A 24,237-nucleotide genomic window follows, 5' to 3' on the forward strand; every position below is an offset into this window, starting at 1 on the left:
GTACTCCTCCTTGTATTAAAGGATTTCTCTCACAACAACACGAGAGCCTTCAACTTTAACCACTTTTATTTTTTGATCTTTAGTAATATACGTGCCTTCTGTCACAACATCGATTCGTTCATCGTCTATGAGTGCCGTTCCAGATGGCCTCATTGACGTGAGGGCAATGCCGGTTTTTCCAATCAGCTCAAGACGGTTCCGGTTTGAAACATACCCGCTTTCAGTATTTGTAGAATCACGCAAGATCAGTTTTTTAAATATATTCATACGTTTTCCAAACACCTTTACAAATATGATGGCTGCCGTTACGGCAACGAGTAGTGCCACACCTAATGAAAATGCCATATATGCAATATCATCAGTTGCGATGAAAAAGCTTAATAGGATCGCTCCAAACCCAATAAAGCCTATTATTCCGCCGGGAACAAAAAACTCAGCTGCCACCAGAATTAATCCAACGATGAACAAAATCACAGTTTCAAGCCCAGCCAGCCCCGCAATATAATGCCCGTAAAAGAACAGGAACAGCGAGGATAGGCCCATGAAGCCCGGAAGCCCAAAGCCAGGACTGTATAATTCAACGATAAGTCCTAGACTTCCAATCGAAAGCAGAATCGGAATCACAATAGGATTGGTCACAAATCTTGCTACTTTTTCAGCGAAGCTTACTTCAATATCAATCACTTCAGCAGAACTTAAGTTCAGTTCTTTTAACAAACTGTCCAGATTTTCGGCGATGCCTTCTGCATAGTTTACCTCTACCGCCTGCTCTGCAGTCAATGTCAATAAATCACCCTTGCCTGCCCCAAACTCAGGAAGGTCAACATCAGGGTCAGCCATCGCTAGTGCATATTTTGAATCTCTGTTATTCTGTTCCGCTGATTCTTTCATTTCAGCCAGCCAGAGAGATTCCGCTTTTTTATCAGCGGTATTCCCCTCGAGATCAATAATTGCCGCAGAACCCATCTTGGCTCCAGGGACCATGTAAATCCGGTCAGCATTTAAGGCAATATAAGCTCCAGCCGATAATGCCCGTCTGTCAATAAAAGCGGTTACAGGGATTTCTGATGCTCTTATTGTATCCGCGATTTCAAGTGCTGCATCAACCGCTCCTCCCGGAGTATTTATATCGAGAATAATATGGTCAGCATTTTCAGCTCCAGCTTCCTTAAAAGATCTTTTAATAAATTGTGACAACCCTTTTTCAACGGTTTCTTCAATTGGGATGACCGCCACTTTTTCAGAATGATTATCTGCAGCGGGCATATACGCGCTGCCGAATAAGGAAAGAAACAAAACACACCCAAATAATATGTGAAATAAACGGTTATGATTTCCCATCAATTGAATCGCAAGCCCCCTTTCAATCCTTAGCTTTAACAGTAATACGTATCAACTTATGTATAGGTTTCGTTTTTAGGAAAAATTCTTAAAAGAAAAGCGGAACCGCCCGTTTAGCTCCGACAGTCAGAACGTCTCAGACTGGAAAGTCCGGGTTTGACTTTTCAGGCTGAGACGTTCTGACCGAGAAGTTAGGAGGTGGAGCTGGACAATGTGTGATGCAGAAATACCAGTTTAGACCTGACAGGCAGATAAAGGGGGCCAAAAAGATTTTCACGTTTTATCTAGCCAACTCATCTTTTCATTCGTCTATTTTTAAACCTGTATAGCGGTTTATCTCTGTTACAAGTTACAGTGGCCTATTTTTTTAGCTGAAATGGTCCTGCGATTGATTTTCAAGACTATTTTTAAGGTTATAGCTGAATAAGTTTTTCCATTAAGACATTAAAAAACACCTTGTTCAAATGAACAAGGTGTTTTCCGTCTTTTTATGATAGCTGTCCAGCTACAGTTTTATTGACAAGCGCGCCATCAGCCTTACCTTTAACTTTAGGCATGATCGCAGCCATAACTTTACCCATGTCTGCTTTAGAAGTTGCATTTACTTCTGCTATTGTTTCTTTCACAATAGCTTGAAGTTCATCTTCTGAAAGCTGTTCAGGCATGTATACAGTTAAAATATCAAGTTCAGCCTGTGTCTTTTCAACTAAATCTAAGCGATCAGCTTTACTGAATTCCTGGAGGGAGTCTTTACGTTGCTTTAATTCGCGAGAAAACACAGTCAGTTCCTCTTCAGCAGACAACTCCTGTTTACCCAGCTTGATGCCTTCATTTTGTAATGAGGCTTTCACCATGCGGATAACAGCCAGTTTGTCCTTCTCTTTGTTCTTCATCGCTTGTTTCATATCTTGATTCAAACGCTCAAGAAGACTCATAAATCCACCCTCTTTAGAATTTGCGTTTTCTAGCAGCTTCAGACTTTTTCTTACGTTTTACGCTAGGTTTTTCATAGAATTCGCGCTTTCTAGCTTCTTGTATAGTACCGCTTTTTGATACTGTACGTTTGAAGCGACGAAGAGCGTCCTCAAGCGACTCGTTTTTACGAACGACCGTTTTTGACATTCTTATTCCCTCCCTCCGAATACAACCAATCGACATCATCTGTTTAATAAACATGTTTAAAGAAAACATGTACTTTGCAATTATAATATAACGTTTCTCAGAGGTCAACTTATATAAGAAAAAGTTCTTAAATTCGTTCATTTGTCCGGTAGATTTTTGTCATGCCGCCGTGCGCTTGTCCATATATTTTTAAAATAAGAGGTGATTTGATGGGGGCTGCAGGCTTTTTCCTGCTTTACTTGATATTCTTTTTAGCTGGTATGCATTTGCTGAAAAAAGGCCTGTCTATTCTATCCGGGCATGCGATGAGAGACTGGATCTTTGCTTGTATTAATCATCCGATTAAAGCTTTTATGGCAGGTATCATTTTTACGGGAATCCTGCAAAGCAGTTCAGCTGTGATGGTCATCGTAATCGGTCTTGTTTCAGCAGGAGTCATCTCGTTTAAACAAACGATTGGAATTATTCTTGGAACGAATATCGGATCTACTTTCACGACACAGCTAATCACTTTGGATATTGGATCATTGATTCTTCCGCTTTTCGTTATTGGATTTCTATGTTTTTTTATGGGAGTTGTGTTAAAAAAGGAAGCGCTGATTCGAATGTGTGCAGCTTTTATCGGACTCGGAGCACTTTTTTCAGCAATGTCTGGGTTTGGCCGGCTTGCTTATCCTCTATCGCAATTGGAGCTTGTTAGCGAGTTATTGCTGTATACAAATGAACATTCTTTTGCAGGAGTCATCAGCGGGACGCTTCTAACAGCAATTATTCACTCGAGTGCAGCGACTGTAGGCATCATTATGAGTTTTTTAAATGCAGATATTCTTACACTCAGTGCAGGCATTGCTTATGTTCTCGGAGCAAATATCGGCACATGTATTACAGGCTGGATGGCAGCCGCCGCCGCAAATCAAGAAGCAAAGCTGACAGCCTATGCACATATATGGGTAAATGTTATAGGTGCAGCCGCATTTTTCCCTTTCATTTCATTCTGCAGTGCAGCTGTTCAAAATCTATCTTCTCAGCCTGACTTGCAGCTTGCTCATTTTAGTTTAATTTTTAATGTGATCAGTTCACTTGCCTTGCTTCCCTTTGCAAATGCATTCGGCAGTTTCGTTGTTTCATTTTCAACTTTTTTTAGAAGGAAATAAGAAAAGCGCAAGCGGCCGTTTAGCGCAGGCAGAAAGATAAGGTTCCGCTCGCCATCGAATCGCAAAATTTTATACTTTCTTATCTTTTAAAAAAGCTGTTTTCGTATAGATTGTTGTTTTCGATTATATATGTTGTCCGTTACTTTCTGCTGCAGGAACTGCTTTCCGCGGGGAGGGTGGGAGCCTCATCTGCCCTGCCTGCGCGGTCTTCCATTTCGCTCTATTTTCCCGCAGGAGTCAAATTTATCCGCCACAATCCACTAATGGTTTTAAATATCTAGTCTAAAAGGAACAATGTTTACGAAAAGAGCCTAAAAAAAAGACTGCCGAAAAAATTTCAGCAGTCTTAATAGTTTTATATTAATAATCAGAGTTTGAAACTTCACCTTTAACGATTGAAATTCCAGCACTTGCACCAATGCGGGTTGCTCCAGCTTCAACCATTGCGAGCGCCCCTGCACGGTCACGGACGCCGCCTGAAGCTTTCACTCCAACATCAGGTCCTACTGTTTTGCGCATAAGAGCGATATCCTCGACAGTTGCTCCGCCAGTTGAAAAACCAGTAGAAGTTTTAACAAAATCCGCTCCCGCTTTAACTGATAATTCGCAGGCTCTTACTTTTTCTTCATCTGTTAAAAGGCATGATTCGATGATTACTTTAGTAAGCGCTTTTCCTTTAGCTACATCTACAACCGCACGGATATCGCGCTCAACAAGCTCGTCATTTTTATCTTTTAATGCGCCGATGTTGATTACCATATCAACTTCTGTTGCACCTTTTTCGATTGCATCTTTTGTTTCAAATGCTTTTGTTTCAACTGTAGTAGCACCAAGAGGGAAACCGATTACAGTACAAACTTTCACGTCTGTTCCTTTTAGTAAAGCAGCTGCTGTTTCAATCCAAGTTGGATTTACACAGACAGATGCAAATTTATATTCCTTTGCTTCTGCGCATAATGTTTCGATTTGAGCCTTTGTTGTTTCCGGCTTTAACGCTGTATGGTCAATCATACTGCCAATATTTACTGACATATGTAAGTACCCCTTTTCCATTTAATTAGTCGTCTGACCTCTTACATCTTAACATTTTTTAAAAATAAATACGAGTACAAACTTAATTTACACCAGTAAAATAATTCTAAACCTATTTTTAAAAGAAAGAGCGTTTTCTGATTTTTTAAGTTAACTAAAAAAAACCCGGTCTGATCGACCAGGTTAAGAGATGTTTCGCATGCTTTCAGCTGCAGGTTCTTCATCCATGACGCGTACAAACTGTCCTTCTGAATATGGATAGCCAGCTTTAGTTATTTTCACTTTCACAATTTTCCCGACCATTTCTTCTGCTGCAGGGAAAACAACTTTCAGGTAATTGTCCGTATAACCGACATAAAGTCCGCTTTCAGGATCTTCTTTGTAGAGTTCTTCTGGAATAACCTCCAGAACTTCATCTTCATATACAGATGCGTATTCTTTGGCAAGCTGATCAGAAAGAGCAATCAGCTGATGAACACGTTCATTTTTGACGTCCTCATCTACTTGATCTTCCATTCTTGCAGCAGGCGTGCCAGTCCGTTTAGAATATGGGAAAACATGAAGCTCTGAGAATTTATGTTCTTTAATAAAGTTATATGTTTCCATGAATTCTTCATCCGTTTCACCAGGGAAGCCGACGATTACGTCAGAAGTTACAGCAAGTCCCGGCAAAGCTTGTTTCAGGCGCGTTAAACGCTCAGCAAAGAATTCCATTGTGTATTTGCGCCGCATTCTTTTCAATACAGTATTTGAGGCTGATTGAATCGGAATATGCAAATGGCGGACAATTTTATCAGACTGATCAAGCACTTCTATGACTTCGTCTGTAATTTGACTTGCCTCAATAGATGAGATTCTGATGCGCTTTAAGCCGTGAACCTGAGTGTCCAGATCACGAAGCAGCATAGCGAAGTTGTAATCCTTCATGTCTTCGCCGTATCCTCCGGTATGAATACCTGTTAATACGATTTCTTTGTAGCCTGCATCAACTAACTGCTGAGCCTGTTTAATCACTTCTTTAGGGTCACGGGAGCGCATTAAGCCGCGTGCCCATGGAATAATACAGAATGTACAGAAGTTGTTGCAGCCTTCCTGGATCTTCAATGATGCACGAGTGCGGTCTGTAAAAGCAGGTACATCAAGCTCCTCGTATACCCGGGCCTTCATAATATTGCTGACTCCGTTAATAGGCTGTCTTTCGTTCTTAAATTGCTCAATATAGTCAAGCATTTTAACACGGGCAGATGTGCCTACTACGATATCAACACCCGGAATCGCCATAATTTCAGCAGGAGAGGTTTGAGCATAGCAGCCGGTTACGCAAATAACGCCGTCCGGATTTTTTCTGATTGCACGGCGAATGACCTGCCGGCTTTTTTTATCGCCAGTATTCGTTACTGTACATGTATTTATGACATAAACATCAGCTTTGCTTTCAAATTCAGAACGGTCATAGCCTGCGTCCTTGAATAACTGCCAGATAGCTTCTGTTTCATAATGGTTTACTTTACAGCCAAGTGTATGAAATGCCACGGTTGGCATGGAAATCACCTCGATAATTCAAAATAATAAGAAACAGCAGATAAAACATACAGCGGAGCCGTTTCCGTCCGTAAAATTCTCGGCCCCAGCCCGCAGGCTGTAAACCCTGCATCCTTCAGCTGTTTTATTTCTTCTTCTGTTAGTCCGCCTTCTGGTCCAAAAACTACAAGAATGGTCTGCCCTGAACGACTTTCATTTAATGCTTTTGCAAGATTTGCGAGTTCCCCATTTTTAGCGGATTCTTCATATGCAACGATTTTGACATCATATGAAGCGGAAGTATTAATGAGTTCCTTCCAGCTGTATGGTTCAGCAACCTCAGGAATTCTGTTGCGATAGGATTGTTCAGAAGCTTCTTTTACAATCTTTCTCCAGCGCTCCACTTTTTTGACTGCTTTTTTTGCATCAAGCTTTACAACGGAACGAGCAGCATTAAAAGGGATAAACGAAGCGGCACCAAGTTCTGTACCCTTTTGAAGAATCCATTCCAGCTTATCCCCTTTAGGCAGCCCGCTCGCTATCGTGACTGATACAGGGAGTTCATGATCAGCAGTCTGCCATTCGATGATCATGCATACTGCTGTCTCATCATTTACCTCTTCTATCTCACAAAGCGCTGCCTGTCCATCTGACGTACAGCAAATCAGTTTACTGCCGGGTTTCATACGCATAACACGGGAGATGTGATGAACATCGTCTCCCGTGATTGTAATCCTGGTTGTTAAATTTTCTTTTTTCTCACTTATAAAATAACGCTGCACAGATGAGCACCTCTTATTTCTTTCTTGCGATAAAGGCCACCCAGTCTTCCATAACAACTGTTTCTTCAATCTCAAATCCAGCCTCGATTAAACCGTTTTTAACCTCAGCCTTTTTATTGAGAATGATTCCAGAAGTGATGAACAAACCGCCTTGTTTCAGTATCTGATTTGCATCGTGGACAAATCGCAGAATGACTTCAGCCAAAATATTTGCAACGACTACATCTACAGGACCTTGAATACCGTTCAGCAAATTATTTTGAGATACTGTGACGGCCTGGTTCACTTTATTTAATTTCGTATTTAAACGTGCGCTTTCAACAGCAACAGGATCTAAGTCCAGTGCCTGAACCTGCTTTGCACCAAGCATTGCAGAGGCAATGCTTAAAACTCCCGATCCTGTGCCGACATCTACTACTAAATCATGTTCTTTTACAGACCGTTCAAGCGCCTGAATACAAAGAACCGTTGTAGGATGAGTGCCTGTGCCAAAAGCCATCCCAGGATCAAGCTCAATAATGAGTTCATCAGAATGGACCGGTGTATAAGTTTCCCATGTCGGCACGATCGTAAATCGCTCCGAAATCTTTACAGGATGATAATATTTCTTCCACGCAGTTGCCCACTCTTCATCATTTACTTCACTTATTGAGATATCATTTTTTCCTAAATCAATATCATGAATAAGCAGGTTATTTACAGCTTCTTTAATCTCCTCAACGGTTTCGCCAAGGAAACTGTTTACCGGCAGGTATGCCTTAATAATAACACCTTCATCAGGATAATCATCAGAATTGAGGTGGTAGATTTCTCCATAAACACTTTCGCGCTCTTTTAATAGATCCATTTGATCTTCTATGACGACACCGCTCGCTCCGGCCTCATGCAATATATTCGAAATTGGTTCTACCGCTTCTTGTGTTGTATGAATACTTAACTCGGACCATTTCATTCTACCAGCTCCACTTCTGTTTATTCACCCTTGAATGCACGCTTCACTTTATCAAAAAAGCTTTCTTCGTGCTCATCTGGTCTTCCCCCGCTCATTTCAGCGAATTCGCGAAGAAGCTCTTTTTGTTTTTCTGTAACATTAGTAGGCGTTAATACACGAACGATAATGTGCTGATCGCCCTGTCCGTACCCTCTCACATTTGCGACACCTTTTCCCTTCATGCGGAATTTTGTGCCCGTTTGTGTTCCGGCCGGTACCTTCAGCTTCACTTTGCCGTGCAGAGTAGGCACTTCAATTTCATCGCCTAAAGCGGCCTGTGCAAATGTAAGCGGCATTTCACAGTAAATATCGTCTCCGTCTCTCTCAAAGAACTCATGAGATCTAACTTGGAATACGACATATAAATCACCGCTTGGCCCTCCATTAAATCCTGGCTCTCCTTGTCCGGAAACTCTAAGCTGCTGGCCATCATCGACTCCAGCTGGAATTTTAACGGAAATCTTTTTGCGTTTTTGAACTTTGCCGGCTCCTCCGCACGTTGAACATTTATGCTTGATCATTTTGCCTGTTCCGCTGCAATGATGACATACGCGGCGGTTGACAATTCTGCCGAATGGCGTGTTCTGCTCAACATTCAGCTGTCCTGATCCGTTACAATGTTTACATGTTTCCGGTTTAGTTCCAGGCTTTGCTCCAGAGCCGTCACATGTATCACATGTTTCTTCACGGGGAATTTCAATGGTTGTATCCTTGCCGAATACGGCATCTTCAAAGGACAGAGTCATTGTATACTGAAGATCAGCACCTTGTCTTGGCGCATTTGGATCGCGTCTTCTGCCGCCGCCAAAGATTGAACTGAATATATCGTCAAACCCGAATCCTCCGCCGAAGTCAGATCCTCCGAAGCCTTGGTTAGGATCAGTATGTCCAAATTGATCATATTGCGCACGCTTTTGATCATCGGTCAAAACCTCATAAGCCTCTGAAATTTCTTTGAATTTATCGGTTGCATCCGCATCTTTGTTGATATCAGGATGATATTGTTTAGAAAGCTTGCGGTACGCTTTTTTCATTTCATCCTTTGTCGCGCTCTTACTTACTCCAAGCACTTCATAGTAATCACGCTTGCTCATAATTTCTCACTCCCGAATTCTCACATAAAGTAAATTGTATCACTCGATTTAGCCTGATTGCAAGATATTGTTTACGTATAGAAGGTGTTTTCATACTCATAATCTATTCATTCTTTTCTGAAAAGTCTTTTCTTTCTTCATGAAAAAAAGTCAAAGTCAAGACAAGCCTGACTTTGACTTTTCCTTATGCGGGATGAAGTCACTCATTTCCGCTCAGTATTATTTTTTATCATCGTTTACTTCTTCATATTCAGCATCAACTACGTTGTCATCTTGTTTCGCGCCTGCTGCACCTTCAGCACCTTGCTGTTGTTTTGCAGCTTCTTCATACAATTTCATTGATAATTGCTGAACGATTTCTTGAAGCTCATCTTTTTTCGTTCTGATTTCTTCAAGCTCATTTTTCTCAATAGCAGCTTTTAAAGCATCTTTTGCTTCGTTCGCTTTTGCAACGTCAGCTTCGTCTACTTTACCTTCAAGATCCTTCAAAGTCTTTTCAGTTGTAAAAACTAACTGATCTGCTTCATTGCGAAGTTCAACTTCTTCTTTGCGCGCTTTGTCTGCATCTGCATTTTCTTCTGCTTCTTTTACCATGCGTTCGATTTCTTCATCACTTAAACCTGTTGAAGATTTAATTGTGATTGTTTGTTCTTTGTTTGTGCCTAAATCTTTTGCACGAACATTTACGATACCGTTTTTATCAATATCGAATGATACTTCAATTTGCGGAACTCCGCGCGGAGCCGGAGGAATATCCGTTAATTGGAAACGGCCTAATGTTTTATTATCTGCAGACATTGGACGCTCCCCTTGAAGAACATGGATGTCTACAGCTGTTTGGCTGTCAGCAGCCGTTGAGAATACTTGTGATTTGCTTGTTGGAATCGTCGTGTTGCGCTCGATTAACTTTGTGAATACGCCGCCCATTGTTTCAATTCCAAGTGAAAGTGGTGTTACGTCAAGTAATACAACGTCTTTCACATCACCAGTGATAACACCGCCTTGAATTGCTGCACCAAGTGCTACAACTTCATCCGGGTTAACACCTTTTGATGGCTCTTGGCCAAGCTCTTTTTTGATTGTTTCCACAACAGCAGGAATACGAGTAGATCCGCCGACAAGGATTACTTTATCAATTTCATTTTTAGAAAGACCTGCATCTTTAAGTGCCTGGCGAACAGGACCCATTGTTCTTTCAACTAAATCAGAAGAAAGCTCTTCGAATTTAGCACGTGACAATGTTACTTCCAAGTGAAGAGGTCCAGCTTCTCCAGCTGTGATGAATGGCAGTGAAATCTGTGTTGAAGATACACCAGAAAGATCTTTCTTAGCTTTTTCAGCAGCATCTTTTAAGCGCTGAAGAGCCATTTTGTCTTTTGAAAGGTCGATGCCGTTTTCTTTTTTGAATTCTGAAACAAGATAATCAATGATTACTTGGTCAAAATCATCTCCCCCAAGACGGTTGTCTCCAGCTGTTGAACGAACTTCAAATACTCCGTCTCCAAGTTCTAAAACGGACACGTCAAATGTACCGCCGCCTAAATCGTATACAAGAATTGTCTGATCTTGGTCTGTTTTATCTAAACCGTAAGCAAGTGCTGCTGCAGTTGGTTCGTTGATAATACGTTCAACTTCAAGTCCTGCAATTTTACCTGCATCTTTAGTTGCCTGACGCTCAGCATCATTGAAATATGCCGGTACTGTGATAACAGCTTTTGTAACAGGCTCGCCTAAATAGTCTTCTGCATATGCTTTTAAGTGCTGAAGGATAATTGCAGAGATTTGCTGAGGAGTATTCTCCTTGCCTTCTACCTCTACTTTATAGTCCGTGCCCATATGTCGTTTGATGGACATAATAGTGTTTGGGTTTGTAATAGCCTGGCGTTTTGCTACTTCACCAACCTGGCGCTCGCCATTTTTAAATGCTACTACTGAAGGAGTTGTGCGGTTGCCTTCTGCATTTGGAATAACCTTAGGTTCTCCGCCTTCTAATACTGCAACACATGAGTTTGTTGTACCTAAATCGATGCCGATAATTTTCCCCATCGTAGAAACCTCCTAATATGTAAGTTATTGATTCACTTTAACCATTGCTGGTCTGATAATGCGGTCTTTCAATTTGTAGCCTTTTTGGAATTCTTCAATGACAACATTGGATTCATATTGATCATCTTCCACCTGCATAACTGCCTGATGAAGATGCGGGTCAAACGGCTGCCCTTCTGCTTGAATGGCTTCAATGCCTTCATTTTGCAGCGCCTGAACCAGCTGGCGATAAACCATATCCATTCCCTGTAGTAAGGATTGTGTTTTTTCGTCATCCGTATCTATTTTTAACGCTCTTTCAAAGTTATCAAGAGCTGGCAGTATTTCGGTTATCAGATTTTGAGAACGATATTTTTGGGCAGCTTCAAGATCAAGACGTGCTCTTCTTCTGAAGTTATCTAGATCTGCCTGTACGCGGTACATGCGGTTTTCAGTTTCACTAAGCTTGGCTTCAAGTTCATCAATCTTAGCTTTAGCTGCTGTTAACTCATCAGATTCCTGCGCTTGTTCAGCTTGTGTATCAGAATCCATTGATTCGCCCTCTTGGTTTATCAACGTTTCTTCTTGATTTGATGCTGTTTCATTTTCTTTTAAGCTTTCTTTTGCGTCGTTAGTCAATTTCTTTCACCTCCCTTAAAGTGCAAAGCCATGGAAAGGGAGCGGAAAACAATTTTCCACTCTCTTACAATATGGACAATGTTTTTATGAGTGATACAGATTTGTTAAGGCTTTGGACATATCTTTTGTGACTCTCTGCAGCAGACTGATTACTCGGGAATATTCCATTCGTGTAGGGCCAAGAACGGCAATCCGCCCTATTTGTTTATTATCAACAGAGTAGGTTGCTGTAATCAGACTGCAGTTTTCCATTGCAATGTTCTGATTTTCTTTGCCGATTTTAATTGTAATTCCTGAATCATAGGCCTGCAGAATGTTATATAATTCCTGCTCTTCCTCAATCATTGTCAAAAGTGTTCTGACACGCGAGATATCATTGAATTCCGGCTGGCTTAACATATTTGTTTTACCGCCGAAGTATATCTTTTCATTTGCGTTCATCGTGAATGTTCCAGATAGAACTTTCATGATGGAGTCATAGTTTTGAATATGATTCCTCAGCAAGTTTACTATTTCTTTGTATATTTTGTCATGCAATTCGACAATCGGGACGTTAAATAATCGCTCATTTAATATGTTAACCATTTTCTCTATATCCTGCGGATCAATTGTTCCCGGAAAAGAAATGGTTCTGTTTTCAACATGGCCCGTATTGGTCACTATAATTGCAACAGCTGTATCTTCACTGATTGGAACAATCTGTATTCGTTTCAGCCGATTTTCGTTTACTTTAGGACCTAAAATAATTGACGTGTAATTCGTTAAGTCCGAAAGAATCTGAGCAGATTTCTGCACTACTTTTTCAAGTTCGAATATACGCTCTGCAAAGACGGACTTAATCGTAACAACATCCATATTTGTCAGTTTCTGCGGAGCCAGCAAGTGATCCACATAATAGCGGTACCCTTTCTCCGACGGAACTCTGCCAGATGAACTGTGGGTCTTTTCGATAAAACCCATTTCTTCAAGGTCTGCCATTTCATTTCTGATTGTTGCAGAACTGAATGTGATCGTTTCCTTCTTAGAAAGAGTTCTCGAGCCGACCGGCTGAGCAGATTGAATAAAATCATCAACAATGACCTGAAGTATTAAAAGCTGACGATCTGTTAACATTATCATCACCTCTGTTAGCACTCTGTATGCGTGAGTGCTAAATCTATAATAAAAAGTATCAAATCAAACGTTAATTGTCAATTATTTAGATTAAGTTCCCCATGAGTTTATTGGTAAATCATTTGAGAAAAGGAAAACAAAAAGACATGCGCAAAAACGCCGTCTTTTCTGTTTACCCTATTCAGCAGGCATAACACCTAAAAACGCCTGAAAAACTTCATTTCCCAGCAATTTCCCCTGGTGCGTGAGTGAAATGGAATCCTGTCCATCATTTAACAGGCCTTTTTCGGTTTGTTCCTGGATTTGCAAACCAAAAACATTTGCAATAGGTCTGCCGAACTTATCGGCAAATCTCTTTTTGCTGACTCCGGCAGATTTACGCAATCCAAGGAAAAGTTCCTCTTCCATCTTTTCAGCTTGTGTTACTTGATGCTCATTCAGATAGGGAAAACCTGTTTCTTCAATCAGCTGCATATATTTTTTCAGCGGACCTGCATTTGCCCGCCGGATATTGCCTGTGTAGCTGTGCGCTCCCGCTCCGATTCCGTAGTACTCTTCATTATTCCAATACGTAAGATTATGTCTGCTTTCATATCCTGGAAGGGCAAAATTGCTGATTTCATATTGATGGAAACCATGCTGTTCCATCTCTTCCATGAGATATTCATACATGACGGCTTCATCTTCCTGAGGCGGAAGAATCAGTCTGCCTTTGGACATTAAATTATAAAAAACCGTTTTGGGTTCAACAATGAGAGAATACGAAGAATAATGCTGAACATCAAGGCCGAACGCAATCTTCAGGGAATCTCTGAAATCATGGATTGTCTGCCCGGGCAGCCCGTACATCAAGTCAATACTTATATTGTCAAAGCCTGCTTTTTTGGCAAGCTCAATGCTTTTCATGACATCAGCCGACCGGTGAGTGCGCCCGATTTTTTCAAGCAGCCCATCGTTAAATGTCTGCACGCCGAAACTCAGGCGGTTTACTCCAAGGTCTTTCATCACCTTTAACTTTTCATATGAAAGGTCACCAGGATTCGCTTCTACTGCAAATTCGTGTAAAGAAGAGGATGGCTTAAACTCCTCATTTATTGCTGTCAGGAGCTTTTCCATTTGTTTTTCATTTAAAGCAGTGGGTGTGCCTCCGCCTATAAAAATTGTTTCAAGAGAATCTGACGGGTATTTTATAAGAGTGTTTTTCATTTCCATTTGCATGCTGTCAAGGTACTCATCAACTGGCTGATTTTTTAAAAAGACCTTATTAAAGTCGCAATAATGACAGATCTGCTCGCAAAAAGGAATGTGAAGATATGCAGCTTTGACCATTTTTCTCACCTTCTAATAAAGAAGCCGCAGTGCGTTGACTGCGGCAAATGTTTTTTCTTACGTTATCATAATTTTTGTTTGAATGAAAATGATTGGAATTAGTTATCATCCATTTTCAGAACAGCCATGAAAGCTTCCTGAGGAACTTCTACAGAACCGACCGTTTTCATTCGTTTCTTACCTTCTTTTTGCTTCTCAAGAAGTTTGCGTTTACGGGAGATATCTCCTCCGTAGCATTTGGCAAGAACGTTTTTGCGCATGGCTTTGATTGTCGAACGCGCAACCACTTTTTGTCCGATTGCAGCCTGAATCGGCACCTCGAATTGCTGGCGCGGAATCAGTTCTTTTAATTTCTCTACAATGATTTTACCGCGGTCATAGGCTGAATCTCTGTGTACGATAAATGAAAGGGCATCAATTTTCTCATTATTGAGCAGGATATCCATTTTCACAAGCTGGGACGTTTTATATCCAATCAGCTCGTAATCAAATGACGCATACCCTTTTGTGTTTGATTTTAACTGGTCAAAGAAATCATAAACGATTTCCGATAATGGAAGTTCGTAAACAATGCTGACTCTGTTTTCATCCAAATATTGCATATCGATAAAGTTGCCGCGTTTATTCTGGCAAAGCTCCATGACAGCACCGACATAATCATTTGGAACCATTACGGTCGCTTTCACATATGGCTCTTCAATCCGGTCAATCTTTTGAGGATCAGGAAGATTGGATGGGTTATCAATCCGGACTTCGCTGCCATCTGTCAAAAAGACATTATAAATTACACTTGGTGCAGTTGTTATTAAATCAATTTTAAATTCACGTTCAATCCGTTCCTGGATAATTTCCATATGAAGAAGTCCAAGGAATCCGCAGCGGAAACCAAAGCCAAGAGCCTGAGACGTTTCCGGTTCATATTGCAGTGCGGAATCGTTCAGCTCCAATCTTTCTAAAGCCTCGCGCAGATCGTTGTATCTTGCCGTATCAATTGGATACAGGCCGCAATACACCATCGGATTTAATTTACGGTAGCCTGGAAGCGCCTCGGTTGCACCATTTTTAGCGTCCGTAATCGTGTCACCGACTCTTGTATCGCCAACATTTTTAATGGCAGCTGTTAAGAATCCGACATCGCCTACATTTAATTCATCAAGCAATAGAGCTTTAGGTGTAAATACTCCGACCTCTGTTACTTCAAATTCCTTGCCCGTTGCCATCATCTTGATTTTTTGTCCGACTTTGACCGTTCCCTCTACCACTCGAATGTATGCCACAACACCGCGGTATGCGTCATACAAGGAGTCAAAGATAAGCGCTTTAAGCGGTGCATCAGGATCACCTTGAGGAGCAGGCACTTTTTCAACAACCTGTTCCAATATTTCTTCAATTCCGATGCCAGCTTTAGCTGAAGCAAGGACAGCTTCTGAAGCATCAAGACCGATTACATCTTCAATTTCCTGGCGGACACGTTCAGGATCAGCGCTTGGAAGGTCTATCTTGTTGATAATCGGAAGAATTTCCAGATCATTATCAAGAGCCAAGTAAACATTCGCAAGGGTTTGAGCTTCAATTCCCTGAGCAGCATCAACAACCAGTACAGCTCCTTCACATGCAGCCAGACTGCGGGAAACCTCGTATGTAAAATCGACATGTCCCGGTGTATCAATCAAATGGAAAATATATTCTTCTCCATCTTTTGCTTTATATCTTAATTGAACGGCATTTAATTTAATCGTTATTCCGCGTTCTCTCTCAAGATCCATTGAGTCAAGAAGCTGATTTTTCATTTCTCTTTGTGTTAACGCTGACGTTTTTTCCAGAATTCTGTCCGCAAGCGTTGACTTCCCATGATCAATATGGGCAATAATCGAGAAATTGCGTATCTTGGATTGTCTATTTAATTTATCTTCTTTATTCTTCATAATCGTTCTATCACTCCTACTAAACTGGCCAATGCACTAAATTTGATTATATCAATAGGGGAAGTAACATTCAACACCGAAAAGCGGAACTGCCCGTTTAGCTCCGACAGACAGATAAGGATCATCCAGAAAAGGCGCTTTTTGCCTTTACTGGATGAGCCGTTCTGGCCGAGGAGTTGGGCGGTGGAGCTGGACATCACCGAAAAGCGGAACCGACTGTTCAGGCCGAGCAGTCAATACCGAATTGATGGGGTTTCCAATTTAATTGGAGGGGTTTTGGTATTAATTCATAGGGTTTCCGAATTAATTGGAGGGGTTTCCAATTTAATTGGAGAATTTTTGTTCTGGCCGAAGACTGGGAGGCGGAGCTTGACACCAAAAAAGCGGAATTGCCCGGTTAGCGCATGCAGACAGATAAGAATCCACCACCGCACAAAAAAGAGAAAAGCCTCCAATCCGCTTCCCTCCATCCTATTCAATCTTCGGTTTATTGAAACAGGCTTTCAACCAGCCCTGCCAAAAAAGTAATAAAGCCAGTTATGACTGCACTTGCCAGCGCGGCAAATTTTTTTCCAAGCTGGGAAAAGAAATTGAATGCCTCCATTTCCTCAAGCTTTTCCTGTTTTTCTTCGAGATTATGGCTGACGCCTAATACGGAAGCTTCCAGTTCTCCTGATGAATCATTTTTCACTTCAAAAGCGCTGCTCAAATTAGGGTCATCGTATCCTTTCATTTTTACAAGACCCTGATTGGCCTGCTGCATGCCAAACAGAACACCAAGCAGCAATATTGAGCATAAGACAAAGCACTTTAGCATGAATTTCATCATCATACTTCCCTCTAATCTGAATTTATCTTATTTTTTCTCAGGAGCTGCAGCATTTACTTTTTCAGCCTGCCAGTAATACTCACTGAAAATATCTGCAACTGCATCTGCAGTACGATTAAGTTCTTCAAGGTTGTTGTCAATGCCGCCGAATTCAATCAGCATCGCATTCTCTGTAAGATCCTGATTATACAGGCTGTTTGAACCTGGAGAATCTTTAAGGAACACACCTCTGCTCAGCCCCGGGTATTTTGCTTCAATTTTTTTATGAAGCTCGGATGCCAGTTGTTTGTTTTTATCATGAAGAGGATTTTTTCCCCCTATGACAAATGCAACCTTTGCATATTTCTTCCCGTTAATATCCGCGGTTGTTATTTTATAAGGCTGTGAATCACGGTGAATATCTATCACATACTGAATCTCTTTATTTCCCGCCATTGCTGTTTCAACTGTCGGCCGGGACATGGTATAGGCTTTTGTAAATGACCAGCCCTTTTCATTCAGTTTCTTCATGAAATTGGTTTTATCTACGTTTGTTCCGATTCCTTTATCTTCAAGTGCTTTTCCGAGCCTGTCACCTACGAGTGTTACGTTTGCTTCGGAATGATAAGCGCTGTTTGCATTTTTGACATTCTTTAGCATAGGCAGATAGGATTCTGTTGTATGTGTATGGTAAATGTAAACCACTTTCCGTTCTCCTGTTGTCGCAATCGGCGGTGTTTTTGACTGATCCGGCTGATCATCCGCACCTTCCAAGTCAGCGATTGATGCTTCCCGCTCCTCTAAAAGCACCTCTGTCGGCGGCGGAGATTCAATTGGCATTGTTGTATAATCTGTTCCTTCTCCAGCAACTACAATTTCGCTGTCAAAAAGGGTGAATCCAGGGAGCTCCCTTCCCAGCAGACTTCGGGGATCTTCCGGATTGATGCTTGTTGCCGCTTTGAAAAAGAGTGATGAAACACTTGGCGGTTTAGCCTCTTCAGGCAGATCCTGAACAAAATAACGATTTTCAAAACCAAGCAGATGAATAAAAGAATTGCCGGTAATATTATTTGTTAATTCATTAATCGATTTTGAAGTGATTCTATATTCGGGCTTTAAGGAAGTCAGCGCGCCTGAAAGTAAAAATACGAGCATAAACCCGATAAAGCCGAGTGCAAATCCTTTTTTCAAGCTTGTCCCATTCAAAGTTACTATTATTCCGCGATTAGTTCGAGAATGCTTCATCTTCTTCCTCCTTCAAAGCTTGCCTGCTTAACTATATGCAGAAGCCGGAGAAAGTAGACTGATTTTTAATGCGTATATGACCTCGCGTTGCTGCTGTCCACCTGCTGATGAAGTGCCTCGTTCAGCCCATTCGCTACAACTGTGGCCATGTCTTCAATAAAGGTATCCACTTCCTTTGGAGTCACCATCAAATTATGTCCAAGCGGGGAGAGGACTTCATGGATCAGTCTTCTTTTTTCTTCATCTTCAAGAGTTCCAATGATTCCAAGGAATTGCTGTCTATGTTCATCTGAAGGAAGATCTTCATCGGAGAGCACTCTCTTTTCTCCAAATGACATTCCTGCCGGAGTAAGCGACTTAGAAGGACGGTCCCCTTCTTTCATCTCTCTTCCGAAGTGCTTTAAGATAAAATCAATCGTATCGCTTGTGATGGAAACAGCATCCACCACTGTAGGAATGCCAAGTGCAATAACAGGAATACCCAGGGTGTCCATGCTTAACTCTTTTCGTTTATTTCCTACGCCAGATCCCGGATGAATTCCGGTGTCTGAAATTTGAATCGTTGTATTTACGCGCTCAATCGATCTTGCAGCCAGCGCATCAATGGCAATGACAAAATCCGGATTGCTTTTTTCAATAATGCCGGTAATAATATCGCTTGTCTCAATTCCTGTAATCCCCATTACTCCAGGTGATATCGCGCTCACTGGCCTGAAGCCTTCCTGGACATTTTCAGGCTGAAGCTGAAATAGATGACGTGTAACAAGAAGGTTTTCTACAACGCGGGGGCCAAGCGAATCTGGTGTCACATTCCAGTTGCCAAGACCGACTACAAGACAGCTTGCATCCTTTGGAATCTTCAATCCATCCATAAAACTGCTGAATTCTTTTGCGAAAACGTCAACAACCTGATTTTGCAAGGCTGTATCTTTTTGGCGAATTCCCTGTACTTCAAGGGTCAAGTAATTTCCCGGCTTCTTTCCGGTGAGCTCTGCCCCCTTCTCGGTAATTTGAAGAGATGTTATTTTCACTCCATTATCATCCCGCTCTTTAACAATTACGCCTTCGATCTCGGGTGATTTCTTTTCGGGCTCAGGCGTTTTTGTTTCAGCTGCCAAATCGCGTGCTTCAATGGCCAAATCTGTTCGGACTGAATACATACTTAAATCTAAAGGTTCTTTCAATGTCATAACCTCCTGGCTGCATAGTCTTTCTTAATCTGTATTTTTGCCTTAATTTCCAGCTTTCATTCTTGACAGTCATAAGCCGTGATAATTTCCTTTACAATTATATTGCAATCTATATGTCCGTTTGATAAAATATCACTTGTTCTTATTATTGACGAAAATGTCGAGTATAATAGATCTCGAATGCTTTTTAGGAGGTGAAACGAATGCCAAACATCAAATCTGCTATCAAACGCACAAGAACTAATGCTGATCGCAATGCACAAAACGTAACAGTTAAATCTGCTATGCGTACTGCTATTAAAAAAGTAGAAGCTTTAGTTGTAAACAATGATGCTGACAATGCTAAAGCTGCACTAGCTGTAGCTTCTAAAAGAATTGATAAAGCTGCTCAAAGTGGTATCATCCACAAAAATGCTGCAGCTCGTTACAAATCTCGTTTAACGAAATCTGTTAACGGTCTTTCAGCATAATAAAAAAATCCTCTTCCCGAGAAGAGGATTTTTTTTATGGGTTTTATTTGAACAATCGGAGCAAAAATAGTTCAACGGCGAGTCTTTTATCCATTTTGCCGGTTTTCATGTCATAGTCTGCGTCACCCAGCTGATTCATAATCGATGTCAGTTCCTGAGTTTGAAAAAGCTGTGCCTGCTGCATGGCAAGCTTTACACGGAATGGATGCACCTTAAGATTTCCTGCAATTTGCTGCTGTCCGTATCCCAGAACAGACAGCTCTTTCACTTGAAGAATCAATCTGAATTGATTAATCAGCAAGGATAAAATCTTTATTGGTTCCTCGTTTGCTTTCAGCAGATCATAAAAAATCTGCATGGCACGAGTCCTGTCTTTGCGGATAACCTTCTCAATCAACTCGAAAATATTTTGCTCAAGTGTTCTTGAAACAAGAGAAGACACAATGTCTTCCGTTATCATTCCGCCTTCACCCGCATATGTACTCAGCTTTTTTATCTCTTGTGAAATCGCCATTAAATTTCCGGCTGTCAGCAAATATAGCTGATCTCTTGCTGAGTCCTGAAGTGCAATGGCATTTGCATCTGCCAGTTCCTTCATCCACTTCTTTGTTTCATGCTCAGAAAACCCGTTCATTTCAACAGCTTCAGTCATTTTTTTTACAGCTTTAGTGATTTTTTTTCGTTCATCCAGCTTTTCGTAAGGTGCTACAATAACCAAAATGGTGTAGGGAGCAGGACTTTTCAAATACTCCTCTAATTTTTCAATGCGGTGTTCTATCTTTTCTTTCTTCTTTTCACTTGTTAAAAAGTGAGGATTCCGAAGAATAACCACTCTTTTTTTACCTAAGAAAGGAAGTGTTTCTGCATCTTCAATGGCAGATTCCAATGCTGTCTCAGACAGGTCATACTGCGCAAGATTAAAATCCATTTCAGACGGATCCAATGCAGCTTCAATAATCAGCTGAACGGTTTCCTGAATAAGATAAGATTCCTTTCCAAGAAGCAGGTAAGCAGGCTTCAGCTGTTTATTTTTTAAATCTTTCCAGACGTTTGATATCATTTTATCACCCAGTTTCAATCATTCTTTTCTAATCCTATCGGTCCCTTGCCTGTTTAGCAAGTGCGGATTTTGGAAATGGGCAAAATGAACAGGGAACAGGCTCAGCCGGTTCCCCTATATATAAACGCCACCGCCCATGCCCCAGGATACATGTGCAGGTAAGCGATCGATATGTTGTCATTATTTTTCTCACGATGATGGGTTTCTATAGGTGTAAAGTGTTGTCAAAACCCATATTGGAAAATGATAGATTTTTTGTATGATTTGGCTTATACTATAAGGCATATAGGAGGGGTAAATTGTGAATGAATTTGAAAAGAATGTTCAAAGCAAACGCAACGATGCAGTAGACTCGGGAGTAGGATTTATCGTTTCATTTGGCTTTTTTGCCACTATTTTCGTATTAGCGACAGTTATTAAGTTAATCGGTTCATGACAACCCTTACATAGAGACTGCAGAGCAGTCTCTTTTTCATTTACATAAATCATTTATCTGATACGCTATCGTATGGAGGCTGCACGGAAAACGTTCCACTGTCACCGTGAAATTTATACGTAATCGAACCATCCCTTTTTGTTTGAAGATCTGATACATCATATTTCTTTAATAGCTGAAGGACTTCATCATGAGGATGGTTGTACCGGTTGTTCTCACCTGCTGAAATTAAAGCAAACTCAGGCTGGAGCTGATTTAAAAACGATTCGGATGTAGAACCTTTGCTTCCATGATGTCCAACCTTTAATACGTCGGTTTTTAGTCCTTTATATTTTTCAAGGATGCGTTTTTCTCCTTCGTGCTCTAAATCACCCGTAAACAGCCATTTTAATCCTCCAATCTTTGCAAATATAACTAGTGAATCGTCATTTTCACTCTCGGATAACGCGATTGGAGATAAAATATTCAATTTAAAAAATTGGTCATATACAGCGTCACCGCTTCTCAAAACGGAAACCTCCGTCCCTGTACTTTTCGCTTTATCGATGATTTCCTGCTCGAATTTTCCCCTTAAAAAACCATATGGCACGATCAGCTCTAAGACACGTATTTCCCCAAGAAGATCGATGACCTCCCCAGCGTGGTCTGCATCTCCATGAGTCAGAATCAGTTTATCCAGGGTTCTTTTGCCTTTTGATTTTAAAAAAGGAATAAGTGTATCTTCAGCAATTGAATAAGAGCTGCTTTTTTCTTTCCATTTTTCCTGATTAAATGTCAGCATACCGCCAGTATCGATTAAATAGGTCCCCTGATTATACGGTGCAGAGAAGTAAATAGAATCACCCTGTCCAACATCAAGCATCACGATCTCACCCGTTTGAACGAAATACTCCGATTCATGCTGATAAAAAAGCAGAAGCACAAGAAATGAAACGAAAAGCCTCATTTCTTTCAATTGATGGGATTTCTCATATGCAATAAAAGCCTGACATAAGAAAAATGTAAATAAGAACAGAAAGAAAAAAGATGGTTTTCCAAATAGAATCATAAATGAAGGCAAGCTGTTGATAAACAGCACAAAATCATTGCTGATTTGCAGCACAAGATCCGTTAAAGCGATCAAGAATGATCCTAATGCCGGAAAAATAATCATCGCAATCACTGATACAAGTGATAAAGGAAGAATGACCACGGAGTAAAAAGGCACAAACAGAAGATTCATCGGCAGACTTAGCAGGGAGATTTGATAAAAACTGTACAAAATAACCGGAAGGGATGCGAGCTGGGCAACTGATGAAACCGCAACCAGCTGATAAAAGCGGTTAGGCATTTTTGAAAAAGCCCTGGCTGAAAGAATCAGGGCCATACTCACTGAAAAGGATAATTGAAAGCCAACATTAAATAAATAATATGGATCTGTAAAAAGCAAAAAAAGAAACGCAACGGAAATAACATCAATTGCAGAGAGCTGCAGCTTCAATTGTTTTGATGCTAGATAAAGCATGCTCATCCCTGCAGCCCTGAGGACGGAAGGCGCCCCTCCAGCGATTATGCAATAAACCGGCAGTAAGAGGATTAAAAGAAGTTTCGTTTTTTCATGTGTCATTCCTGACCTGATCAAGATAAAGTAGAGTCCCGAAACTAAAATACCGACATGAAGACCAGAGATCGCAAGTAAATGAACGATGCCAAGCTCCTGATATGCCTTATTGATATCTTCGGAAATATGAGTACGTTCCCCGTAAAGAAGCGCCTGCACAATTCCCCGGGATTCCTCCGGAAATACCTCAGAAATAAACAGAATGCCATCTTGTCTGTATTGTTTCAGTTTTTCAGACAGCGTTTGATTTTCTTTCCTGCATTGCTCAATTGAATCGACTTTAAAAATCCAATGAATCCGATTGTATTTAAGATAATCTGCGTAATCAAAAGCATTTGGGTTGGTTGCATGTTTAGGGAGCTTTAATTCCCCTTTAAAAGTACACGTTGTGCTGATCTGCAATAGCCTGTACCTGTTTTTCTCTTCCTCTGAACTGAAATAGTATACGGCACTTATTTTTTCTTGATTAACACTTATAACACCCTTCATTTGATTGCCGTCTATTTCAGGAAACTCAGCGAATTTGCCCTGAAAGGTAATTTTGCCCTCATTAAACCTTGATGCATTGCTTTTTTCTACTGCATGGAAATGAAAAATGAAGAGAATAAAAATGGACATACAGCCAATCAGCAAAGTCGTTTTTTTGCGGAAAAGAAGATAGGCACAAAAGAGAAGTATGATGAAGGAGGATATCAGATGGAATGGAAATTTTGCAGCAGCAACGGCTAAACCGGCTGCTGCCGCAAAATAGATGAGCTTTCCTTGATAGCTTATTTTAGACATGCTGAAATTATACGTTGCTTTTGAACAGCTTATTTGCTTTTTCTAAAAGCGAGATGCGTTCTTCGTCATCATCTACCTTTTCAAGCAGTTCGTCGATGAATTTTCTCTGTTCAAAAGCAAAAGGGTCTGCATTCGCCTCAACCTGCTCTACATGAACGCCAGCTTGTTCAAATAGCTCCGCTGCATACGGATGATTTTTGTAGCTTTCTGCAAAATAAACCTTTTTGATTCCGCTTTGAATAAGGGCTTTGCAGCATTGCAGACAAGGAAAATGCGTCACATATATTTCTGCACCTGCAGTCGGCACGCCAAATTTAGCACATTGCAGCAGAGCATTCATTTCTGCATGAATGGTTCTGACACAGTGATTTTCAATGACATAGCATCCCTCATCAATGCAATGGACGCCTCCTGCAATTGAACCGTTATATCCTCCGGCAATAATGCGCTTGTCCCTGACAATTGTTGCTCCTACTGCGAGGCGAGTACATGTGCTTCTTAGAGCAAGCAGATGACTTTGCGCCATAAAATACTGATTCCAGGAAATTCTGTTCATGTTATCCCCCATTTGTAGAAG

22 protein-coding genes are annotated in these 24,237 nt (G+C 41.0%); 3 read left to right on the forward strand and 19 right to left on the reverse strand.

Translation table 11 applies throughout. The features are described 5' to 3' along the window. Positions 1-15: 15 nt before the first annotated feature. The 3 genes from AC3ISE_RS15790 to rpsU form a co-directional block, all read right to left on the reverse strand. Positions 16-1,341: an NfeD family protein gene (locus AC3ISE_RS15790; RefSeq protein ID WP_489224357.1), complete on the reverse strand. Its 1,326-nt coding sequence runs from the start codon at positions 1,339-1,341 to the stop codon at positions 16-18. Positions 1,342-1,829: 488 nt separating this feature from the next. Then, entirely contained in the window at positions 1,830-2,276 is a 447-nt protein-coding gene (locus tag AC3ISE_RS15795) for a GatB/YqeY domain-containing protein (RefSeq protein WP_489221711.1), read from the reverse strand. A 13-nt stretch (positions 2,277-2,289) separates the two neighbouring features. Next, the gene (rpsU, locus tag AC3ISE_RS15800) at positions 2,290-2,463 is read right to left on the reverse strand and encodes a 30S ribosomal protein S21 (protein ID WP_015595024.1); all 174 of its coding nucleotides are present in this window, start codon (positions 2,461-2,463) and stop codon (positions 2,290-2,292) included. Positions 2,464-2,672: 209 nt separating this feature from the next. Between rpsU and AC3ISE_RS15805 the strand changes: the two genes are divergently transcribed. Then, entirely contained in the window at positions 2,673-3,617 is a 945-nt protein-coding gene (locus tag AC3ISE_RS15805; RefSeq protein WP_489221712.1) for a Na/Pi symporter, read from the forward strand. A gap of 360 nt (positions 3,618-3,977) precedes the next feature. Here AC3ISE_RS15805 and deoC read toward each other — a convergent pair whose 3' ends face one another. The 13 genes from deoC to gpr all read right to left on the reverse strand — a co-directional run bounded on the left by deoC (position 3,978) and on the right by gpr (position 19,305). After that, on the reverse strand, positions 3,978-4,649 hold the full coding sequence (gene deoC / locus AC3ISE_RS15810; RefSeq protein WP_489221713.1) for a deoxyribose-phosphate aldolase: 672 nt from the start codon (positions 4,647-4,649) through the stop codon (positions 3,978-3,980). Between the two features lie 183 nt (positions 4,650-4,832). Further along, on the reverse strand, positions 4,833-6,191 hold the full coding sequence (gene mtaB / locus AC3ISE_RS15815) for a tRNA (N(6)-L-threonylcarbamoyladenosine(37)-C(2))-methylthiotransferase MtaB (protein WP_489221714.1): 1,359 nt from the start codon (positions 6,189-6,191) through the stop codon (positions 4,833-4,835). 5 nt (positions 6,192-6,196) lie between these two features. Beyond that, complete coding sequence (locus AC3ISE_RS15820) at positions 6,197-6,952, reverse strand: 16S rRNA (uracil(1498)-N(3))-methyltransferase (RefSeq protein WP_489221715.1); 756 nt, start codon at positions 6,950-6,952, stop codon at positions 6,197-6,199. Positions 6,953-6,965: 13 nt separating this feature from the next. Continuing rightward, complete coding sequence (prmA, locus tag AC3ISE_RS15825) at positions 6,966-7,904, reverse strand: 50S ribosomal protein L11 methyltransferase (protein ID WP_489221716.1); 939 nt, start codon at positions 7,902-7,904, stop codon at positions 6,966-6,968. Positions 7,905-7,924: 20 nt separating this feature from the next. Then, complete coding sequence (gene dnaJ, locus AC3ISE_RS15830; protein ID WP_070875422.1) at positions 7,925-9,037, reverse strand: molecular chaperone DnaJ; 1,113 nt, start codon at positions 9,035-9,037, stop codon at positions 7,925-7,927. Between the two features lie 219 nt (positions 9,038-9,256). Next, positions 9,257-11,083 carry a molecular chaperone DnaK gene (gene dnaK / locus AC3ISE_RS15835; RefSeq protein ID WP_309192552.1) on the reverse strand — a complete coding sequence of 609 codons (1,827 nt, stop codon included), beginning with the start codon at positions 11,081-11,083 and terminating at the stop codon, positions 9,257-9,259. 24 nt (positions 11,084-11,107) lie between these two features. After that, entirely contained in the window at positions 11,108-11,701 is a 594-nt protein-coding gene (gene grpE, locus AC3ISE_RS15840) for a nucleotide exchange factor GrpE (RefSeq protein ID WP_489221717.1), read from the reverse strand. Positions 11,702-11,785: 84 nt separating this feature from the next. After that, positions 11,786-12,814 carry a heat-inducible transcriptional repressor HrcA gene (gene hrcA / locus AC3ISE_RS15845; protein WP_489221718.1) on the reverse strand — a complete coding sequence of 343 codons (1,029 nt, stop codon included), beginning with the start codon at positions 12,812-12,814 and terminating at the stop codon, positions 11,786-11,788. Between the two features lie 177 nt (positions 12,815-12,991). Continuing rightward, entirely contained in the window at positions 12,992-14,143 is a 1,152-nt protein-coding gene (gene hemW, locus AC3ISE_RS15850; RefSeq protein WP_489221719.1) for a radical SAM family heme chaperone HemW, read from the reverse strand. 98 nt (positions 14,144-14,241) lie between these two features. After that, positions 14,242-16,068: a translation elongation factor 4 gene (gene lepA, locus AC3ISE_RS15855; protein WP_252201652.1), complete on the reverse strand. Its 1,827-nt coding sequence runs from the start codon at positions 16,066-16,068 to the stop codon at positions 14,242-14,244. 487 nt (positions 16,069-16,555) lie between these two features. Then, a complete protein-coding gene (locus AC3ISE_RS15860; RefSeq protein ID WP_286166034.1) occupies positions 16,556-16,900 on the reverse strand; it encodes a YqxA family protein in 345 nt (114 codons plus the stop codon). 24 nt (positions 16,901-16,924) lie between these two features. Beyond that, positions 16,925-18,121, reverse strand: coding sequence for a stage II sporulation protein P (gene spoIIP / locus AC3ISE_RS15865; RefSeq protein WP_070874387.1), 1,197 nt, complete (start codon positions 18,119-18,121; stop codon positions 16,925-16,927). A 65-nt stretch (positions 18,122-18,186) separates the two neighbouring features. Further along, positions 18,187-19,305: a GPR endopeptidase gene (gpr, locus tag AC3ISE_RS15870; RefSeq protein ID WP_070874388.1), complete on the reverse strand. Its 1,119-nt coding sequence runs from the start codon at positions 19,303-19,305 to the stop codon at positions 18,187-18,189. A gap of 209 nt (positions 19,306-19,514) precedes the next feature. Here gpr and rpsT point away from each other — a divergent pair, with 209 nt between their 5' ends. Then, entirely contained in the window at positions 19,515-19,781 is a 267-nt protein-coding gene (gene rpsT, locus AC3ISE_RS15875) for a 30S ribosomal protein S20 (RefSeq protein ID WP_489221720.1), read from the forward strand. A gap of 43 nt (positions 19,782-19,824) precedes the next feature. On the opposite strand, the gene holA is transcribed toward rpsT, so the two are convergent. Then, on the reverse strand, positions 19,825-20,841 hold the full coding sequence (gene holA / locus AC3ISE_RS15880; RefSeq protein ID WP_489221721.1) for a DNA polymerase III subunit delta: 1,017 nt from the start codon (positions 20,839-20,841) through the stop codon (positions 19,825-19,827). Between the two features lie 301 nt (positions 20,842-21,142). On the opposite strand from holA, the gene AC3ISE_RS15885 reads away from it, so the two are divergent. After that, positions 21,143-21,277, forward strand: coding sequence for a YqzM family protein (locus AC3ISE_RS15885; RefSeq protein ID WP_070874390.1), 135 nt, complete (start codon positions 21,143-21,145; stop codon positions 21,275-21,277). A gap of 49 nt (positions 21,278-21,326) precedes the next feature. Here AC3ISE_RS15885 and AC3ISE_RS15890 read toward each other — a convergent pair whose 3' ends face one another. Next, positions 21,327-23,660: a DNA internalization-related competence protein ComEC/Rec2 gene (locus tag AC3ISE_RS15890; RefSeq protein ID WP_489221722.1), complete on the reverse strand. Its 2,334-nt coding sequence runs from the start codon at positions 23,658-23,660 to the stop codon at positions 21,327-21,329. Positions 23,661-23,667: 7 nt separating this feature from the next. After that, entirely contained in the window at positions 23,668-24,216 is a 549-nt protein-coding gene (locus tag AC3ISE_RS15895; RefSeq protein ID WP_489221723.1) for a ComE operon protein 2, read from the reverse strand. Between the last annotated feature and the right edge of the window lie 21 nt (positions 24,217-24,237).

Source organism: Metabacillus sp. KH_069 (genome assembly GCF_057838075.1).

Bases quoted from the DNA above. Each gene is read 5' to 3' on its own strand.
- AC3ISE_RS15790 (WP_489224357.1), bottom strand. From the start codon at position 1,341: ATGGGAAATCATAACCGTTTATTTCACATATTATTTGGGTGTGTTTTG.
- AC3ISE_RS15795 (WP_489221711.1), bottom strand. From the start codon at position 2,276: ATGAGTCTTCTTGAGCGTTTGAATCAAGATATGAAACAAGCGATGAAG.
- rpsU (WP_015595024.1), bottom strand. From the start codon at position 2,463: ATGTCAAAAACGGTCGTTCGTAAAAACGAGTCGCTTGAGGACGCTCTT.
- AC3ISE_RS15805 (WP_489221712.1), top strand. From the start codon at position 2,673: ATGGGGGCTGCAGGCTTTTTCCTGCTTTACTTGATATTCTTTTTAGCT.
- deoC (WP_489221713.1), bottom strand. From the start codon at position 4,649: ATGTCAGTAAATATTGGCAGTATGATTGACCATACAGCGTTAAAGCCG.
- mtaB (WP_489221714.1), bottom strand. From the start codon at position 6,191: ATGCCAACCGTGGCATTTCATACACTTGGCTGTAAAGTAAACCATTAT.
- prmA (WP_489221716.1), bottom strand. From the start codon at position 7,904: ATGAAATGGTCCGAGTTAAGTATTCATACAACACAAGAAGCGGTAGAA.
- dnaJ (WP_070875422.1), bottom strand. From the start codon at position 9,037: ATGAGCAAGCGTGATTACTATGAAGTGCTTGGAGTAAGTAAGAGCGCG.
- dnaK (WP_309192552.1), bottom strand. From the start codon at position 11,083: ATGGGGAAAATTATCGGCATCGATTTAGGTACAACAAACTCATGTGTT.
- hrcA (WP_489221718.1), bottom strand. From the start codon at position 12,814: ATGTTAACAGATCGTCAGCTTTTAATACTTCAGGTCATTGTTGATGAT.
- hemW (WP_489221719.1), bottom strand. From the start codon at position 14,143: ATGGTCAAAGCTGCATATCTTCACATTCCTTTTTGCGAGCAGATCTGT.
- lepA (WP_252201652.1), bottom strand. From the start codon at position 16,068: ATGAAGAATAAAGAAGATAAATTAAATAGACAATCCAAGATACGCAAT.
- AC3ISE_RS15860 (WP_286166034.1), bottom strand. From the start codon at position 16,900: ATGATGATGAAATTCATGCTAAAGTGCTTTGTCTTATGCTCAATATTG.
- spoIIP (WP_070874387.1), bottom strand. From the start codon at position 18,121: ATGAAGCATTCTCGAACTAATCGCGGAATAATAGTAACTTTGAATGGG.
- rpsT (WP_489221720.1), top strand. From the start codon at position 19,515: ATGCCAAACATCAAATCTGCTATCAAACGCACAAGAACTAATGCTGAT.
- holA (WP_489221721.1), bottom strand. From the start codon at position 20,841: ATGATATCAAACGTCTGGAAAGATTTAAAAAATAAACAGCTGAAGCCT.
- AC3ISE_RS15890 (WP_489221722.1), bottom strand. From the start codon at position 23,660: ATGTCTAAAATAAGCTATCAAGGAAAGCTCATCTATTTTGCGGCAGCA.
- AC3ISE_RS15895 (WP_489221723.1), bottom strand. From the start codon at position 24,216: ATGAACAGAATTTCCTGGAATCAGTATTTTATGGCGCAAAGTCATCTG.